A 16,687-nucleotide genomic window follows, 5' to 3' on the forward strand; every position below is an offset into this window, starting at 1 on the left:
TCATGGGTCGCAAAAGACATTCCGAGATATTGCGAGCATTCTCACCAGCACGTGGTGCCCTTATACCAATCGTTATACTTAGTGCGGTCCTTAACATCCTAATGCTCGCCGGGTCCTTCTTCATGCTCCTCGTCTATGATGAGGTGCTGACCAGTCGGAGCGTGCCGACGCTCGTGGGCCTGTTCGCGATGGTGGCCGTCGCATACGGATTCCAGGCGACCCTCGACATCATTCGAGGCCGCGCTCTCATCCAGGTCGGCGCGCTCGTGGACAAGCGCCTGTCGGGCCGCATCTACGACATCATCAGCCGCTACGAGCTTCGCTTCGGCCCCATGCATGGAGGGCTCATGCCCGTAAGGGACGTGGACGCGATAAGGACCTATCTGTCGGGCCAGGGCCCGATCGCGCTTCTGGATCTGCCCTGGGTGCTGTTGTTCCTGGCGGTCCTCTTCATGTTCCACTGGGCGCTCGGACTGACATCCCTGCTTGGCGTGGCCGTCCTCGTCATCCTCATGATTGCCACCGACCGGCTGACCCGTGACAGGATCCGTTCGGTCGCCAGCCTGACCAACGCCCGCTTCTCGCTCGCCGAGACGACTCGACGCAATGCCGAGGCGATCCGGGCATTGGGCATGTCGGAATGGACCCGTCGCAGCTGGGCCGACATTAGCACGAGCCAGCTTGCGGCCCATGACCGGCTTGCCGAGATCGGCGGCAAAATGCAGGGCGTGAGTAAGTCGTTCCGGCAGATGCTCCAGTCCCTGATGCTTGCAGTCGGCGCATTCCTGGTGATCGACGGCGATGCCACCGGAGGCATCATCATCGCCGGATCCATCTTGAGCGCGCGCGCGCTGCTTCCGGTCGAGCAGGTGATTGCACATTGGAAGTCCATGACCGCGGCCAGCCAGGCCTGGGAAAGGCTCGAGAGGGTCTTCAGCGACATTCCGGCCGAAATCGCTCCGCTCGCTCTGCCTGCACCCAAGGCCCGCTTCCAGGTGCGCGACCTTGCCGGTGGACCTCCCTTGCAGAAGCCGACCGTCCACAACATCACCTTCAACCTCAAGGCGGGCGAGTCGATGGGCGTGCTCGGCCGTTCGGGCTCCGGCAAGTCGTCGATGATCCGCTTGCTGGCTGGCATTTGGCCAGTCGCGAGGGGCAGCATAAGGCTTGACGGGGCCTCGCTCGATCAGTGGGCGCCCGACGATCTGGGGCGCCACATCGGCTATGTCCCGCAAAGCGTAGAGCTGTTCGACGGAACTGTCGCTCAAAACATTGCGCGCTTCGATCCGGAAGCGAACCCTGATCAGGTCCTGGCGGCGGCGCGGGCGGCCGATGTGCACGACATGATCGTCCATCTTCCAGGCGGATATGAATATCAGCTCGGTTCGGGTGGCGGCAATCTGTCGGCCGGACAGAAGCAGCGCGTCGCGCTGGCGCGGGCGCTCTATGGCGACCCCTTCCTGCTTCTGCTGGATGAGCCCAATTCCAATCTCGACCTCGAGGGCGAGGCCGCGCTGGCCGCCGCCATTGAAGATGCACGCCTAAGGGGCGCGATCACAATCGTCGTTGCCCACCGGCATGCGATCCTGGCCAACATCGATTATGTGATGCTGATGTCCGATGGACAGGTCCGCCAGCTTGGACGCCGGGATGAAGTGCTGGCCCGGCTGCAGATGCTGAACCCGGCCACTTCCGATCCCAGGATCGCCGCGGCATGAATGGCCAAACCGGCCTCGCCGTGGAATTGCGCGGCCAGCCGATCCGGCTCGCCGGCAGCGACTACAGCCCGGAAGCACAGCTGCGGCGGGGGCTGAGACGGGGCATGCTGATCATCTGCGTCCTCGTTCTCGGCCTGGGCACGATGGCGGCGACCCTGCCCATGACGGGGGCGGTGATCGCGCCGGGCTCGGTCTCCGTGGCGACGTTCGTAAAGCAGATCGCGCATCCGTTCGGCGGAGTGGTGGCCGAGGTGAGGGTCCGCGACGGCGACCGGGTGTCGGCAGGACAGGTGCTGATGCGTTTCGACGACCGCGTCAGCCAGGCCAATGCCGATCTGACCGGCGAGAGCCTCGACCAGCTGCTCGCGCGCTCGGCCCGCCTGATCGCCGAGCGGGACGCGCTCGGCAGGATAGCCTTTCCCGCCATACTTCTCTCAAGGTCCGGCGATCCGAATATCGCCGCGCTGATGCGCGAGGAGGACGTGGCGTTCCGGCTGAGGCGCGCAGCGCGCCAGGGCCAGTTGCGGCAGATCGAGCAGAAGATTGCCGAAACCAATGCCGAGATCGCAGGATTGCGCGCGCAAGGATCGAGCTACAGCCAGCAGGCAGAGCTGATCGGGCAGGAGCTTGCCGTCCAGAGAGGCCTTTTCGAGAAGAAATATACGACGCTCGATCGCCTCAACGCGCTCGAGCGGGCGGCCGTGTCGATCTCCGCAAGCGCGGACAGCGCCCGCAGCGGCGCGGCCGGCGGGCAGGCTCGCATCGCCGAGCTTCGAGCGCAGGCCGCATCGCTTGGGCAGGAAGCGAGAAGCGCTGCGGCAGGAGAGTTGATGGAGGTGCAGGCCAGGATTGCCGACCTTCGCCGGCAAAAGGTTGCTGCCGACGATGCCTATCACCGGTCGACGATAAGAGCGCCTTATTCGGGCGTGGTCGACAAGCTCGCCTACAGGACGATCGGAGCAGTGGTGCCTCCGGGGGATACCATCATGGAGATTGTGCCGGATCGTGACCGACTCGTCGTCGAGGTGCGACTGCCGGTGACGCAGATCGATCAAGTCCGGGAAGGACAGGCCGCGATCCTGCGCTTTAGCGCCTTTTCGGCGCAGACGACACCCGAGCTTCGGGGTTCTGTTAGCCACGTCTCCGCCGACCGCACGGTCGAGAAGGAGACGGGCATGGCTTATTACCGCGCGACCATCAGCTTGAGCGATACCGAACTGAGGCGGCTGGGCGGGCTCAAGCTCAAGCCGGGAATGCCCGTCGAAGCCTTTGTCCAGACCGAGGAGAGGACAATGCTGAGCTATATCGTTCGCCCGTTGCGGGATCAGCTCAACAGGGCTTTCAGGGAAAGCTGATCGTGGTGCGGAAGGAAAATCCATTCCGGGCTCCGACGTCGCTCGCCATGTCGAAGGAGGGCTAATGTCGCTTACACATCTCCAGCGACTCGAGTCCGAAAGCATCCACATCATGCGCGAGGTGGTCGCAGAGGCACAGAATCCGGTGATGCTTTACAGCGTCGGCAAGGATTCCGCGGTCATGCTGCACCTTGCCAAGAAAGCCTTTTTCCCCGGGGCGCCGCCTTTCCCCCTCCTGCATGTGGATACCACCTGGAAATTCCAGGCGATGTACGAGCTGCGCGACCGCGCGGCGGCTGAGGCCGGGATGAAGCTCATCGTTCATCACAATCCCGAAGCCTTGCAGATGGGCCTCAATCCTTTCGACCACGGACCGCTCCATACCCGGATGTGGAAGACCGAGGGCCTCAAGCAGGCGCTCGACCACCATGGGTTCGACATCGCCTTTGGCGGCGCGCGTCGGGACGAGGAGAAAAGTCGCGCCAAGGAGCGGGTTTTCTCGTTCCGCGCGAGGAACCATCGCTGGGACCCCAAAAGCCAGCGCCCCGAACTCTGGCGGATCTATAACGGTTTCAAGCGCAAGGGGGAGTCGATCAGGGTCTTCCCGCTCTCCAACTGGACCGAGCTCGATATCTGGCAGTATATCCGTGCGGAAGGCATTGAGATCGTGCCTTTATATTTCGCGGCCTCGCGACCGACCGTGGAGCGCGACGGAATGCTGCTCATGGTCGACGATGAACGCTTCCGGCTGGAGGAGGGCGAAGAGCCGGTCATGCGATCGATCCGCTTCCGCACGCTCGGCTGCTACCCATTGACCGGCGCCGTCGAGAGCCGGGCGAGCACGCTTGCCGAGGTCATCCAGGAGACGTTGCTTACTACCACCTCGGAGCGGCAGGGGCGCGCGATCGACAATGACCACGCAGCCTCGATGGAGGCGAAGAAGCGCGAGGGTTATTTCTGATGCGTGGTCCGTTGGGCGGATCGGCGGCCATGGTTGCGGGGAAGGGAAACTCCATGACGAGCGCATTTCTCGACAAGCATTACGAAGGCGAGGCTCTGATCGCCGAGGATATCGTCGCCTATCTCGACAGGCATGAGATGAAGTCCATGCTTCGCTTCATTACCTGCGGATCGGTGGACGATGGAAAATCGACCCTGATCGGCCGGCTGCTCTACGATTCCCGGATGGTCTTCGAGGACCAGCTGACGGCCTTGGAGGCGGAATCCGCGAAAGCCGGGGGGAAGGCCGGGGCCATCGATTTCGCCTTGCTCGTCGATGGACTGGCCGCGGAGCGGGAGCAGGGGATCACGATCGACGTCGCCTATCGATTCTTCGCGACCGAGAAGCGCAAGTTCGTGGTCGCCGATACGCCCGGTCACGAGCAATATACGCGCAACATGGTGACCGGCGCTTCCACCGCAGATCTCGCTGTGATCTTGGTCGACGCGAGGAAAGGGGTTCTGACCCAGACCCGGCGCCACACCTTTCTGGCCCGCCTGATGGGGATCCGGCACCTCGTCCTGGCGGTGAACAAGATGGATCTCGTCGGCTATGCCCAGGACAGGTTCGACGAGATCGTCCTCGCCTATCGCGAATTTTCCGAGGGTCTCGACGGCACCGACTTTCTCGCCATCCCGATCTCGGGCGTCGAGGGCGACAATATCGCCCGTATTTCCGCCAACATGCCCTGGTATGGCGGTCCCACCCTCATTTCCCATCTCGAGGAGGTGGAGGTCGCACAGGCGGACGCGTGCTCGCCGTTCCGCATGCCTGTCCAATGGGTCAATCGCCCCCACCGCGATTTTCGGGGCTATTCGGGGATGATCGTCTCGGGGACAGTCCGTCCGGGCGACCCAGTCCGAGTGCTTCCTTCCGGGCGCAGCACCAAGGTACAGGCGATCGTCACGTTCGACGGCGAGCTGCCGTCGGCGGAAGAGGGCCAGTCGGTCACCTTGACACTCGAAGACCAGGTCGACTGCTCGCGGGGCGACATCCTCGCGGCAGCCCATGCACCGCCCGAAGTCGCGAACCAATTCGAGGCCAGCCTCGTGTGGATGGCGGACGAGGAGTTGCTGCCGGGCCGGCAGTACTCGTTGAAGCTCGGCACTCGGGTGGTTGGCGCTTCGGTGCAGCAGATCAAGCACCAGATCAATGTCAACACGATGGAGAAGCTCGCCGCCAAGACGCTCGGGCTAAACGATATCGCGGTGGTCAACCTTCTCGCCGAGCAGCCGATCGCGTTCGAGCCTTATGAGGCATGCCGCGACCTTGGTGGGTTCGTCCTGATCGACAAGGTGACCAACGCGACCGTCGGCGCTGGCATTCTTCATTTCGCGCTGCGCCGATCGCACAATATCCATTGGCAGCCGAGCGATATCAGCCGCGACTTCCGCTCCTCGCTCAAGAACCAGAAGCCGGCCGTCCTCTGGTTTACTGGTCTTTCGGGGGCCGGAAAGTCGACCATCGCCAACCTCGTCGACAAGAAGCTTGCGCGGATGAACCGGCACACATTCCTGCTCGACGGCGACAACGTCCGCCATGGCCTCAATCAGGATTTGGGCTTCACCGAGGCGGACCGTGTCGAGAATATCCGCCGGGTGGGGGAGGTGGCGCGCCTGATGGCCGATGCCGGCCTCATCGTCATCGCCGCCTTCATCAGCCCGTTTCGCGCCGAGCGCGCGATGGTGCGCTCCATGCTTCCCGACGGGGAGTTCTTTGAGATCCATATCGACACGGCATTGGCCGAGGCCGAGCGCCGGGATGTCAAAGGCCTCTATCGCAAGGCCAGGGCCGGCGAGCTCAAGAACTTTACCGGCATCGACAGTCCGTATGAACCTCCGCAACAACCCGAAGTTCGTATCGATACCGCGAGCATGTCGCCTGAGGAGGCGGCCGACGCGATCATCGCGAAGCTCGTTCCATGACGCAGACACAAGATGCGGAACTTGCGGCCCAGCTCGCGGAAACGGCCGGACGAATTCTTCTGGCGCTCCAGTCCACGCCTCTTCTTGGTCCGGCAACTTTGGGTAAGGCCGGGGATGCCGTCGCCAACCAGTTCCTTATGCGGGCGCTCGGGGAGCAGCGACCCGACGATGCCATCCTGTCGGAGGAAGGGGGTTGGGAGGGCGCTCGACTAGGCAAGTCCCGTGTCTGGATCATTGATCCCCTCGACGGCACCCGCGAGTATGGCGAGGGACGCTGCGACTGGGCGGTTCATGTCGGGCTGGCAGTGGACGGCGAGGCGACGCTCGGCGCTGTTGCGCTGCCGAGACTGGGCGTCACCCTCCGGTCTGACGCCGGCATCGTCGCAGGACCTGAGGCCGAGGAGCGCAGGCCGCGAGTCGTGGTGAGCCGCACTCGTCCGGCCTCGCAGGCCGTCGCACTTGCCGATGCGCTCGGGGCCGAGCTGGCGGAAATGGGCTCGGCCGGGGCCAAGGCGATGGCCGTCGTCCGCGGCGAGGCCGACTTCTATCTTCATTCCGGCGGCCAGTATGAATGGGACAGCTGCGCGCCCGTCGCCGTGGCGCTCGCGCATGGCCTTCACTGCTCGCGCATCGACGGAAGTCCGCTTCGGTACAACCAGCCGGACTCCTATCTGCCCGACCTCCTTGTCTGCAGGAAACAGGATGCCGCGCGGCTTCTCGGACTTCTCGAGGCGATGGCGTGACGGAGGTTGCCCGCCTCGTGGCCGAGCGCTCCTGCGAGTGTGAGCAGGCCGGGCGGCCAGCCCCACAAGTTCCCGACCCACCTGCCGTTCTGGCTCCGACCCGTATCCTCGTCGTCGGCACGATGGCGAGCCGCTCGGGCGCTCCGATCGCGGCCCTTCGCCTCGCGGCGGGGTTGTCGGACGCGGGCCACGAGATCCGTGCCTTGTTCCTCTACCGACGCGAAGATGTCGAAGCCGGCGATTTTCCCGTTCGGTCCCTGATGACTACGCGCCCACAGGGGGCGCTGGACTTCCTGCGCATGTTGTGGCGCCTCGACGAGGCCATTAGGGAGTTTCGACCACAGGGCATTATCACGTTCCTCCCCCTCGCCTCGATCCTGGCCTGCACGCTCGGATGGATCCATGGCGCGCGCGCGCGGATCGTGTCGCATCGAGTGCCGCGCGCGACATATGGAAGGCTCCTTCTGGCGCTCGACCGGCTGCTCGCGTGGGCAGGCGTCTATAGCGATGTCGTGGCCGTTTCTCGGAGCGTGGCGCGCAGCTGCCGAAGCTATCCGCGATGGTTGCGGCGGCGCGTTCGGGTCATTTACAATGGACTGAAGGACTGGCAGCCTTCCTCGCTGGGTCGTGATGAGGCGCGCAGACGCTTCGATGTTCCGCGGGACGCCTTCGTAGTGGCCGCGGTAGGGAGGATCGACCCGCAGAAAAATTACCGTGTGTTGATCGACGCCATGCCCGGACTCCCCGTCAAGGTTGTGCTGGCAATAGCCGGCGATGGCTCCGAGCGGGAGGAGGTCGAGGCGAGGATCGCAAGCGAGGGACTCGGCGACAGGGTTCGCCTCCTCGGCAACATCCCACGCGGCGAGGTGCCCGATCTGCTGAAGGCCGCAGACCTGTTTGCGCAGCCGTCGTTGTTCGAAGGGCAAAGCAATGCACTTCTCGAGGCGCTAGCTGCGGGCCTGCCGTGTTTCGTGAGCGAGGCGCCGGAACAGGCTGAAACGATCAGCGGTCCGGCTGGGACGGCTGGCGCGATTCTTCCCACTCATGATCCCGAGTCTTGGGAGGCAGCGATCGCGTCGGCCTGCTGCGACCCGAATTACCGAACGAAGGTGGGGCCGGCCGTCGCTGCGCAGGCAGCCCGTTTCACGTTCTCCCGAATGATCGGCGATTTCCAGAATATGCTGTCCGATCGGCTGGCCTGACGGGGGCAGCAACCCGAAGGGGTGGCACCGGGTCCGGCATTGAGTTCCGAAATCGCGCGATCAGGTCCATCCGCCGCGGCTCGTCTGGTCCCGACCCTGGCGCACGGCGAGCCGTTCGAACAGGGCCTGGTAGCGGGCCACAGAAATCTCGAGCGAATATGCCTCCGCCCGCTCGGAGAGAAGCGCGGCGGCGAGCGGGGCCTCAAGGCTTGCGTTCATCGCGTCTGCAAGGTCGCGCGGCGCTGAGACCGGAACGAGCCGTCCGATACCGCCCTCAAGGATTTCGGCGGGACCGCTCGGGCAGTCGGTAGCGACGACGTTCACTCCGGCGGCGAGCGCCTCGATCAGGACCGTCGGCAATCCCTCCCAGCGGGACGAGAGGGCGAAAAGCCGGGCGGCGCGCATCGCGGCATAGGGGTTGCGATCGAACCCGGGCAGTGCGACGGCGTCGCCAAGGCCATTTTGGGCAATTTGGCGCTGCAAAGCTTCCCTTTGCTCCCCTTCTCCGAGAATGAGGAGGCGGACCGGGCGCTTCTGAAGAAGCAGCCCGAACGCCTCGATCAGCGTTCCGAAATCCTTCTGCTCGACAAGCCGTCCACAGCCAAGGATGACAGGCGGCCCCCCATCTCTCAACCACGGGTGAGCGGGCTCCTCAAGCAGGCGACGGCGCAGTTCGGGCGTGACGACGGGATTGGCGATGACGTGAAGGTTGTTGCGCGGAATCCCAGTGAAGCGTCGGACCGAGTCACGCACTCCTTCCGAGACGCTGACCAAGGCCGAGACGCGCGGATAGATCCAGCCGGCGACTCGATAAGCCGCCCTGACGCTGCGCTGCCGGATGCGCGGATAATTCAGGTCCATCTGATTATGCTCGACGGCGACATGCGCGGTGCCGGTTCGGGCCAGGCGCGCCGCTATCGCTCCGGCGACATTCACATGCGTGAGATGGGTGAACAGGATGTCAGGCCGGGTTTTCCTGAGCCAGCGTGCCAGGAAAGGGATCGATGCGGCCGTGGATGCCGCGCCGGTTGGGATCAGGCGTATTTGCGGAGACAGGTCGGCTAGATAGGGCCCTTCGGGCCTGGCAAGAATCAAGGTCACCTCGTGTTCGATGGCGAACGCATTGAGGAGCGTCACGGCAACCCGCTCGGCGCCGCCTCCAGCGAGATCCTGCAGGAACGTTGTTATCGAGACCATTCTTGGTTGAGCCTTAGATGATCAAAGCTGTTGTATGCGCTACTCTAACAAACATCATGGCTGTGTAAGTGTTCAAAATGGGACAGCTGTGTAAATGCCGTGAAATCTTGCGTCATGGAAGTAGTGTCACTATGGTTAATCCTAATAGGCGAATACGAGTCGCGCCCCTGTTGTAGCGTCGAAGGACAAGGGGGCGTCACGGCGAATAATTGTGTGGTGGGCATCAACGCAGCAAGGAGATCTATCATGTCTGACATCACCGGTACCGACGGCAATGACGACCTCACTGGGACCCCGGGCGACGATAGGATGCGCGGTGGTGGTGGTGACGATAGGATCCGCGGTGGCGAGGGCGACGATGAGATTTCCGGCGGTGGCGGGAATGACGACATTTCCGGCGGCCAGGGGAATGACACCATTCGCGGCGGCCACGGCAATGACGACATCAACGGCGGCGAGGGCTTCGACCGGGCCGTCTATGAAGGCGATGTCAGCGAATATGACATCTTCGTCGATGACCAAGGCCGCCTCCACATCAACGACCAGGTCGTCGATCGGGACGGCAACGACCGGGTGAAGGAAGTCGAGGAATTCAATTTCAACGGCGAGATCTATACCTATGCGGAGCTTCTGGCGCTCTGACCGATCGCGCGGGGTCTCTGCAGGGAAGGCGGCCCCGGGCCGCCTTCTTTTTTTCAGCGACCGATGCCGTCGAGGAAGGCGACATGACCACAGCGGGCTGGAAAGGCCACACGAGGCGAGCGGCTCTGGACCGGGCACGTCGGAATGCCGGCCAGAGCTTAGAAGAAGCGCTCGAGCACCCTCACCGTGTCCCCTGGCAGGACGGGAGTGTCGGCGGCGATCAGGACCCGTTCTTCCGCGCCCGCGTCGGAACGGCGGATATAGACGTAGCCCCGCTGCGCCCGATAGGTGAAGCCGCCCGCCTTCGCGACCGCGCTCAACAAGGTCATGCCCTCGACATAGGGATATTCGCCCGGCTGATTGACCTCGCCCAGAATGTAGAAGGGACGCCGCTGCATGACGTCGATATTGACCTTGGGGCTGGACAGGAAGCCACTGGCATATTTGGCGGCTATCGCGGCTTCGGCCTCGCGCTGGGTCAATCCGCCCAGCTTCACCGGACCTACCAGCGGGAGCGATGCCTCTCCTTCGCTGCTGATCGCATATTCCCCTCCAGAGAGATTGGGCTCTTCATAGACATTGAGCTTGAAGCGGTCTCCACCACCCAACCGGTAGGTTTCGGCAAGCGTGACAGACTGAGAAGAGGAGGCAGGAAGGGGCGGTTCGACGCCGCAGGCCGCAGTAACCAACAGCAGCATGCCGATCATGATACAGTATAAAGTCCGCATGTGGCTCTCCTGCATTGGCGCTTCCAAAGTTAAAATTCATATGGAAACAGCCGCCTGATAGCAACAGCGCCCGAACCCAGAGTCTCATATCAAGACGCGCCTTAGTCTATCTCGCCGGGTGGAAAGTAGGCGACATTTGCGATATTAGAATCACCAAGTGCAAAGGCGGCATTGCCGCGAGGCGGGCCTCATGGATAGAAAGTCCTTATTGGCGGAAAGCTGGCCGGCGCCCATCGCGCCGGTCGTTGTCGGAGGTCTTCCAATCGCACCGTTGACGACCCGTCAGTGGGTCGAACTCATGCTTTCCGATCACAGGTCCGTCAGAAAGCGGGGGGCGGCACCACGATATCATTCCGCCGTGAACGGCAACGTGCTGTCCGTCAACGCGACGAATGCCGAATTCAGCGCCGCGCTTCGTGAAGCCGACGCCCTCGCAGCCGACGGCGCCCCCATCCTGTTCGGAGCGCGGCTCTTCGGCCGTGCGGAAATACCGGACCGGGCCGCCACGACCGACCTTTTCCACGATCTCGCGCGCGCCGCCGAGGACGAAGGCCTTTCGATGTATTTCCTCGGAGGGACGGAGAAGGAGAATCGTACCGCGGTCGCGGAGGTGCGGCGGCAATATCCAAGGCTGAGGATCGCCGGCCGGCACGACGGCTATTTCGACAGCGGGGAAGAGGCGAGGCTCGTAAGAGAAATCTCGGCGGCGCGAACGGACATCCTCTGGGTGGGGCTGGGTGTCCCTCGCGAGGACCTCTTCGTGGTGCGCAACCGAGCCCGCCTCCACGGGATCACCTGGATCAAGACCTGCGGGGGGCTCTTCAATTTCCTCTCAGGCAGCCGCTCGCGGGCTCCGCTCTGGATGCGCAGAAGCGGGCTCGAATGGCTCTACCGGCTGGCTCTCGAGCCGCGCCGCCTGTTTCGCCGCTATTTTTTCACAAACTTCCACGCCCTCTGGTTGATGCTGAGGCTAAGCCGCGGCCGGACCTAAACGTCTGGCGGGACGGGCGGCGCGCGCGGAATATCGGAGAGCGCTGGTGCGAGTGACGAGCCTGGACGCAACGCTGCAATGGCCGAGGCTTGCGGCCCTATCGCTGGTGTTCCTCATCCTCCTCGCGAGCTTGACCTCCAGCGAACCGGCGCGGGTCGTGGGCGCGCCGGCTCCGCCCATCCCTCCGCGCCAGCTGCAAGCGGCCGCTTACCAGGCGCTGCTGAAGCAGGAGCCCGTGCCCATTGTCGCGCCTGCCGTCATTCCTGATATCCCGGAGGACAAGGCCCGCACGATCAACGCGTCCATTCCCTTTTCCGATGAACCGAACCCTTCCGCCGCGCCGTTTCAACTCCGGGCCCTAGGGGAGGATCGCGAGCGCGCGATCGACTGCCTCGCCGCCGCCATGTGGTACGAAGCCGGCGCGGACTGGGAGGGACAGCGCGCAGTTGCCCAGGTCGTCATCAACCGGTCCCGGCATCCTGCCTTCCCGAAGTCCATCTGCGGCGTGGTGTTCCAGGGATCCGAGCGCGACACGGGCTGCCAGTTCACATTCACGTGCGACGGCGCGATGAGGCGCGTTCCGCCAGACGCGCTTTGGCGCAGGACTAGGTCCAGCGCGGCCGGGATGCTCGAAGGACGCGTCTTTCATCCTGTAGGTCTGGCGACGCATTATCACACCAATTGGGTGGCTCCTTATTGGAATGCGCGGATGGAGAAGATCGCCGCGATCCGCACCCACCTTTTCTTCCGCTGGCCCGGAAACTGGGGCAGGCCGGTGGCCTTCCAGGCCAAGCCGGCGTCGACGGAATCGGTCGTCCCCGCGCTTTCCCGCCTGTCGCTAGCCCACCGCTCGAGCATCGGGGTGGCAGGGGTCGCGGATGATACGCTCGCGCTCGCGACCGGGAGGCAATCGGACGGCCTTGTGCCGCTCGCTCCCGCCACCTCCGCGTTCGCGCCGCGAGACGTGCGCGGCGGACGGCTCCTCCTGGCGGACGAAGAGGGCGGGACCTTCCTCGTCGCGCTCCAGCCTGGGACCCAGTCGGGCACCTATGCGCTTGCGGCCGCGGACCTTTGCGGGGCGAGGTCCGCTTGCCGGGTCCTGGGCTGGCCGAGCGCAGCCCTCGTGCCCACCTCGATCCCCCAGCCGGGCGCGGAAGGAGGCGGGCTCGGCTTCCACTTCATCCGGCGCAATGGACAGGACCATGTGCGGTGGGACTGCGACCGCTACCAGCGGCCGTCGCCCCAGCAATGCCTGGGTGCCCCGGGCTGGAAGATGCAGCGTGCCTCGTGAGGGCACCGGTCCCACGATGGGGCCGGCGAACATTCGGCGCCGTGCATCATGGGCGGGAGCGTCCGGACGGGCCAGGTCACCGACCGAGCGCGGGAACGGCAAGAGAGGAGAAAGGACATGACGCTGGAGGCAATGGAACTACCCGCATCGGGGGTCGCGTCGAGTGAGGCCGACCTCGTCTACGATGTCGGCCTCCACCTCGGCGAGGACACGGCTTATTATCTCGCCCTGGGCTATCGGGTCGTAGCTTTCGAGGCCAATCCTGATCTCGTGATGCACTGCGAACGGCGCTTCACATCCGAAATTGCCGACGGCACGCTTGTCATCGTCGCTGGTGCGATTGCCCCGACAGGCTCGCCGCCGACCGTGACCTTCTACCGCAACGTGAAGTCAGTCTGGGGAACGATCGCGGTCGACTGGGCCGAACGGAATGCGAAGCTTTTCCGGGGCAGCACGGCAATCACGGTGCCTACGGTGGATTTTCAGGATTGCCTTGCACGGCACGGCGTCCCTCAATTCCTCAAGGTCGATGTCGAAGGAGTGGACGGGCTCGTGGTCGAAACCGCTTGCGCGCTGGAGAGCCCTCCTGCCTACCTCTCGATGGAGTCCGAGAAGGTCGACTTCGACCGCCTCGTGAGCGACATCGACCGTCTACGCGAGGCAGGCTATTCGGGCTTCAAGATCGTTCAGCAAGCCTCCATCCCAGGGTCCGTGGTCGACGTGCGCAAGCTGAACGGCGAGTGTTTTCGTTACCGTTTCGAGAAGCATTCGTCCGGCCCTTTCGGCGAGCAGCTCCCGGGCCCCTGGCTGGACCGGGACCAGGCGATCGAGCGCTACCGCCGCATCTTCACGAGATATCGTCTGATCGGTGACCGCTCCGTCCTGGGCCGCTACGCGCGCGTCGTCTCCAAGCCGGCGGAGAAAATCTTCCGCATAGGGATACCGGGATGGCACGACCTTCACGCGCGGCGGGAATAGCACACTGCGTCCGCGACTGGACGTGCCGGCTGCCGCCGGCACCGTGGCCCTCGAGCTAGCCCGGAGTTCGCCGCGATGACATTGCGGGCAATTGCGACCCTTGTGGTGGCGGCGATCGGCGCCGCTGCGCCTCCGCAAGCCCTCGAGCTTGCCAAGCCGATCGATTGCGCACTCGGTTCCGACTGCTTCGTCCAGCAATATTATGATCGTGCCCCCCGGGCCAGCAGCCAGGGACTTCCGCTGCAGATCGCGTTCCTATGACGGCCATGATGGCGTCGATATAAGGGTGCCCGACCTGGCCGCGCTGACCCGCGGTGTGGCCGTAATTGCCTCAGCGCCGGGAATTGTCAGAAACGTTCGGGACGGCGAGGAAGAGCAGTCTCCCGGGCCCCCGGGGACCCCTGCGCCGCAGGGGCGGGAGTGCGGCAACGGCGTCGTGATCGCCCACCCCGGAGGCTGGGAAACGCAATATTGTCACATGAGGCGAGGCTCCGTGACGGTGAGACCCGGCAGAGCGTTGCACGGGGCGGACATCTCGGACTTGTCGGACTTTCCGGCGACACCGAATTTCCGCATCTTCATTTTTCCGTGCGGGAGGAAGGGACGAAGGTCGATTCATTCGCTTACTCAGCCGCATCTGATAGTTGCGGCGGCGGCGTGTCGCTCTGGTCGAAAGAGGCCGCGCAGGAGCTTCGCTAGAAGCCCGTCGAGATCCTGAACTCGGGTTTTGCCTCCAAGGCTGTCTCGATGCGGGAGGTCGAGGATGGGGTCGTCGCCAAGGTCGGCACGACGCACGACCCGATCGTCTTCTATGCTCGCGCAATCGGAGTCGAAGCCGGAGATGTCCTGCGCCTTACCGTCCTCACGCCCGATGGGAGGCCCCTTGTCCGGGACGATACCCTGATCGACCGTCCTATGGCGCAACATCTCGCTTTCGCGGGCCGCAGGAGCCGGGCGTCCGGATGGAGCCAGGGACGCTACGTGGGGAAGTGTGAGGTGCTGCGGCACGGCAAGCTGGCGAGCGTCGCGGAGCGCACGCTATCGCTTTGAGACAGATCGATCCTCGTCCCGCGGGTGCGGAATTCCCGGCTGCAACTCGCCCCCGACCGGTTGACACGGAACCATGTGTGTTGGCCGGGCGGCTGTCGCGCAAATCCCACGTCACTGCGTTTCGCACCGCTTCGCCGGTTTACTTGACGCCGGCTCGGCGATGGCGCGTTGCTAGCGGGGTTCGATTGCACATCCGTCGAGCGACGAGCGGATGTCTCCGGCGGTGCGGGCGGGCAATTGCTCGGGCTCGCCAAAGAGCAGAGGCGGACATCCCTCCCGCCCGAAGATCTGCTCGACCTTCCGGTAGATGGTCGATCGCCCGATCCCCAGCGCCTGGGCAGCGGCCGCCCGGCTTCCGCAAACAAGAAGGGCATGATCGATTGCAGCGGCCTCGATCTCGGCCATCGTCAAGAGATGCCCATCGGACCGGACTAATGGGAGGGAGTCGTCTATTAGATCTCGTCTCGGGTCGAGACTTTCGCAATTAGGCTGGAGCGAGAAAGCGGATCGATCTGACGCAGCCATGAGCGTCTCCCCTGCCGGACGATGGTGACCATACGCTTGCCCTCCGATTCCGTCTGGTACCACAACAGAGCTGCTAACTACAATGGAGAAATATATACATATCAGTAGCGTCCGCGCTCGAACATATACAATCGACGAAGTACGAGCCGTAAGTATATCTATCGAAGGTTTAGGCCCATGACTGAAAATCGACGACCTGTAGAAGGAGCCAAGTATAAGGAGCTTGAGTTCCTCATATCGGCGCACTGAGATTACTTAGAGTCCCAATAGTCGGCCAAGATCAGACGGCTGTCCACAGACGGTGCGATCCCTCACGCGTGTGTTGCGTCATGCCGATGCGGCTTATCGTCGTCGCGACGGCGCCGTGGTTGGACGGGCGCGGCCACCGCTAGTTCAAGGGCGAGAACGAGCGGTTTTCCTGGTGTGAATCATTTTTCGCGTGGATCGCCAGTTAATGGAGAGCCGTGGTCGTGCACGCGCATGGCCGCGCTCGCACGAGTCGGCCATGCCGTATTCCAATCTCCGGCATTTAAGTGATCTCATCGGGGCGCTCCCTTCTGCTCCGTGCGCCCACCCCCGGCGCCAACGCCGTAACGCGCGACGTGCGCGAGCCGCTATTTGTCCCGTCGGCGCTTCGTTGCCGATCATGAGAACGGTAGCCTGCGTGCCGGGTGGTCGCTCGGCATTAACCAGGGGACTGCATCGCCAGCGCACACAGCCGGCGCGTGGCAATCAGATGAACCAGGCGGCGGAAACGTCCGAGACGGAGTGAACTCCAAGGATGGTAACGACCGGCCCGCCCGGCCCCCAGCTAACCGTCACGCCGTCATGGGGATTGCCGTTATCGGTAATGGCCGCATCGCCCAGGGTATATCCGGGTGGAATGTCGATGCGGTCCCCGTGGGCATATTTGAAGTCCTGGATGATGTTCTCGAAGCCGGTGGCGTCGATACGGAACACGTCCTTCCCGCTGCCCCCCTTCATGATGTCGATTTCGCCGCCGCCGGTCAGCCGGTCGTTGCCGCTACCGCCGAACAGGAAATCGTTGCCGTGGCCTCCGTTTATCGTGTCGTTTCCGGGCCCGCCGAACGACCGGTCGTCCCCGGCGCCGGAGCGCAGAAGGTCGTTGCCCGTTCCGCCCTTGAGGAAATCGTTGCCATTCCGGCCTTCGAGAATGTCATTTCCACCCCGGCCATGTATTTTGTTCCCGTTCCCGTTCCCGGTCAAAGTATCCGGTCCGGACGTCCCCTTGATGGGCTTTCCCATACCATCCTCCTTTGAGCATCGTTAGAAAATAACGGTACCTCATCATATAGCGGATGGCAGTTTCGACATAGTGGGG

Annotated in this window: 16 protein-coding genes; 12 read left to right on the forward strand and 4 right to left on the reverse strand. The window is 63.7% G+C overall.

Annotated elements, in window-relative coordinates; genetic code table 11:
- Nucleotides 1–2: 2 nt before the first annotated feature.
- The 6 genes from SH591_RS14050 (at nt 3) to SH591_RS14075 (ending at nt 7,943) form a co-directional block, all read left to right on the forward strand.
- The gene (locus tag SH591_RS14050; RefSeq protein ID WP_416385244.1) at nt 3–1,718 is read left to right on the forward strand and encodes a type I secretion system permease/ATPase; all 1,716 of its coding nucleotides are present in this window, start codon (nt 3–5) and stop codon (nt 1,716–1,718) included.
- The gene (locus SH591_RS14055) at nt 1,715–3,073 is read left to right on the forward strand and encodes an HlyD family type I secretion periplasmic adaptor subunit (RefSeq protein ID WP_324749639.1); all 1,359 of its coding nucleotides are present in this window, start codon (nt 1,715–1,717) and stop codon (nt 3,071–3,073) included. Before SH591_RS14050 ends, SH591_RS14055 begins: the two co-directional genes overlap by 4 nt.
- A gap of 112 nt (nt 3,074–3,185) precedes the next feature.
- Nucleotides 3,186–4,034, forward strand: a complete 849-nt coding sequence (cysD, locus tag SH591_RS14060; protein ID WP_324749640.1) for a sulfate adenylyltransferase subunit CysD — start codon at nt 3,186–3,188, stop codon at nt 4,032–4,034.
- 53 nt (nt 4,035–4,087) lie between these two features.
- Nucleotides 4,088–5,998 (forward strand): sulfate adenylyltransferase subunit CysN, encoded by a 1,911-nt coding sequence (cysN, locus tag SH591_RS14065; protein WP_324749641.1) that lies wholly within the window; start codon nt 4,088–4,090, stop codon nt 5,996–5,998.
- Nucleotides 5,995–6,741 (forward strand): 3'(2'),5'-bisphosphate nucleotidase CysQ, encoded by a 747-nt coding sequence (locus SH591_RS14070; RefSeq protein WP_324749642.1) that lies wholly within the window; start codon nt 5,995–5,997, stop codon nt 6,739–6,741. Before cysN ends, SH591_RS14070 begins: the two co-directional genes overlap by 4 nt.
- A gap of 122 nt (nt 6,742–6,863) precedes the next feature.
- Nucleotides 6,864–7,943 (forward strand): glycosyltransferase family 4 protein, encoded by a 1,080-nt coding sequence (locus SH591_RS14075; protein WP_324749643.1) that lies wholly within the window; start codon nt 6,864–6,866, stop codon nt 7,941–7,943.
- Between the two features lie 60 nt (nt 7,944–8,003).
- Here the strand turns inward: SH591_RS14075 and SH591_RS14080 are convergent, their stop codons facing one another.
- Entirely contained in the window at nt 8,004–9,140 is a 1,137-nt protein-coding gene (locus SH591_RS14080) for a glycosyltransferase (protein WP_324749644.1), read from the reverse strand.
- A 246-nt stretch (nt 9,141–9,386) separates the two neighbouring features.
- Here SH591_RS14080 and SH591_RS14085 point away from each other — a divergent pair, with 246 nt between their 5' ends.
- Nucleotides 9,387–9,782 carry a calcium-binding protein gene (locus SH591_RS14085; protein ID WP_324749645.1) on the forward strand — a complete coding sequence of 132 codons (396 nt, stop codon included), beginning with the start codon at nt 9,387–9,389 and terminating at the stop codon, nt 9,780–9,782.
- 158 nt (nt 9,783–9,940) lie between these two features.
- Here SH591_RS14085 and SH591_RS14090 read toward each other — a convergent pair whose 3' ends face one another.
- Nucleotides 9,941–10,489: a polysaccharide biosynthesis/export family protein gene (locus SH591_RS14090; RefSeq protein WP_324749646.1), complete on the reverse strand. Its 549-nt coding sequence runs from the start codon at nt 10,487–10,489 to the stop codon at nt 9,941–9,943.
- Nucleotides 10,490–10,868: 379 nt separating this feature from the next.
- Between SH591_RS14090 and SH591_RS14095 the strand changes: the two genes are divergently transcribed.
- The 5 genes from SH591_RS14095 to SH591_RS14115 all read left to right on the forward strand — a co-directional run bounded on the left by SH591_RS14095 (nt 10,869) and on the right by SH591_RS14115 (nt 14,820).
- Nucleotides 10,869–11,501 (forward strand): WecB/TagA/CpsF family glycosyltransferase, encoded by a 633-nt coding sequence (locus SH591_RS14095; protein ID WP_324749647.1) that lies wholly within the window; start codon nt 10,869–10,871, stop codon nt 11,499–11,501.
- A gap of 52 nt (nt 11,502–11,553) precedes the next feature.
- The gene (locus SH591_RS14100; protein WP_324749648.1) at nt 11,554–12,792 is read left to right on the forward strand and encodes a cell wall hydrolase; all 1,239 of its coding nucleotides are present in this window, start codon (nt 11,554–11,556) and stop codon (nt 12,790–12,792) included.
- 117 nt (nt 12,793–12,909) lie between these two features.
- The gene (locus SH591_RS14105; protein WP_324749649.1) at nt 12,910–13,770 is read left to right on the forward strand and encodes an FkbM family methyltransferase; all 861 of its coding nucleotides are present in this window, start codon (nt 12,910–12,912) and stop codon (nt 13,768–13,770) included.
- Between the two features lie 75 nt (nt 13,771–13,845).
- A complete protein-coding gene (locus SH591_RS14110) occupies nt 13,846–14,031 on the forward strand; it encodes a hypothetical protein (RefSeq protein WP_324749650.1) in 186 nt (61 codons plus the stop codon).
- A 486-nt stretch (nt 14,032–14,517) separates the two neighbouring features.
- Nucleotides 14,518–14,820 (forward strand): hypothetical protein, encoded by a 303-nt coding sequence (locus tag SH591_RS14115; protein WP_324749651.1) that lies wholly within the window; start codon nt 14,518–14,520, stop codon nt 14,818–14,820.
- A 171-nt stretch (nt 14,821–14,991) separates the two neighbouring features.
- Here the strand turns inward: SH591_RS14115 and SH591_RS14120 are convergent, their stop codons facing one another.
- Nucleotides 14,992–15,225, reverse strand: a complete 234-nt coding sequence (locus SH591_RS14120) for a helix-turn-helix domain-containing protein (RefSeq protein ID WP_324749652.1) — start codon at nt 15,223–15,225, stop codon at nt 14,992–14,994.
- Nucleotides 15,226–16,077: 852 nt separating this feature from the next.
- The gene (locus tag SH591_RS14125; RefSeq protein ID WP_324749653.1) at nt 16,078–16,611 is read right to left on the reverse strand and encodes a calcium-binding protein; all 534 of its coding nucleotides are present in this window, start codon (nt 16,609–16,611) and stop codon (nt 16,078–16,080) included.
- Nucleotides 16,612–16,687 lie beyond the last annotated feature (76 nt).

This window comes from Sphingomonas sp. LY54 (assembly GCF_035594035.1).
In the GTDB taxonomy this organism is placed as follows: Bacteria; Pseudomonadota; Alphaproteobacteria; order Sphingomonadales; family Sphingomonadaceae; genus Allosphingosinicella.

Excerpts from the sequence above, each read along its gene's own strand:
- SH591_RS14050 (WP_416385244.1), top strand. The coding sequence starts at position 3 with ATGGGTCGCAAAAGACATTCCGAGATATTGCGAGCATTCTCACCAGCA.
- SH591_RS14055 (WP_324749639.1), top strand. The coding sequence starts at position 1,715 with ATGAATGGCCAAACCGGCCTCGCCGTGGAATTGCGCGGCCAGCCGATC.
- cysD (WP_324749640.1), top strand. The coding sequence starts at position 3,186 with ATGCGCGAGGTGGTCGCAGAGGCACAGAATCCGGTGATGCTTTACAGC.
- cysN (WP_324749641.1), top strand. The coding sequence starts at position 4,088 with ATGACGAGCGCATTTCTCGACAAGCATTACGAAGGCGAGGCTCTGATC.
- SH591_RS14070 (WP_324749642.1), top strand. The coding sequence starts at position 5,995 with ATGACGCAGACACAAGATGCGGAACTTGCGGCCCAGCTCGCGGAAACG.
- SH591_RS14075 (WP_324749643.1), top strand. The coding sequence starts at position 6,864 with ATGGCGAGCCGCTCGGGCGCTCCGATCGCGGCCCTTCGCCTCGCGGCG.
- SH591_RS14080 (WP_324749644.1), bottom strand. The coding sequence starts at position 9,140 with ATGGTCTCGATAACAACGTTCCTGCAGGATCTCGCTGGAGGCGGCGCC.
- SH591_RS14085 (WP_324749645.1), top strand. The coding sequence starts at position 9,387 with ATGTCTGACATCACCGGTACCGACGGCAATGACGACCTCACTGGGACC.
- SH591_RS14090 (WP_324749646.1), bottom strand. The coding sequence starts at position 10,489 with ATGATCGGCATGCTGCTGTTGGTTACTGCGGCCTGCGGCGTCGAACCG.
- SH591_RS14105 (WP_324749649.1), top strand. The coding sequence starts at position 12,910 with ATGACGCTGGAGGCAATGGAACTACCCGCATCGGGGGTCGCGTCGAGT.
- SH591_RS14110 (WP_324749650.1), top strand. The coding sequence starts at position 13,846 with ATGACATTGCGGGCAATTGCGACCCTTGTGGTGGCGGCGATCGGCGCC.
- SH591_RS14115 (WP_324749651.1), top strand. The coding sequence starts at position 14,518 with ATGCGGGAGGTCGAGGATGGGGTCGTCGCCAAGGTCGGCACGACGCAC.
- SH591_RS14120 (WP_324749652.1), bottom strand. The coding sequence starts at position 15,225 with ATGGCCGAGATCGAGGCCGCTGCAATCGATCATGCCCTTCTTGTTTGC.
- SH591_RS14125 (WP_324749653.1), bottom strand. The coding sequence starts at position 16,611 with ATGGGAAAGCCCATCAAGGGGACGTCCGGACCGGATACTTTGACCGGG.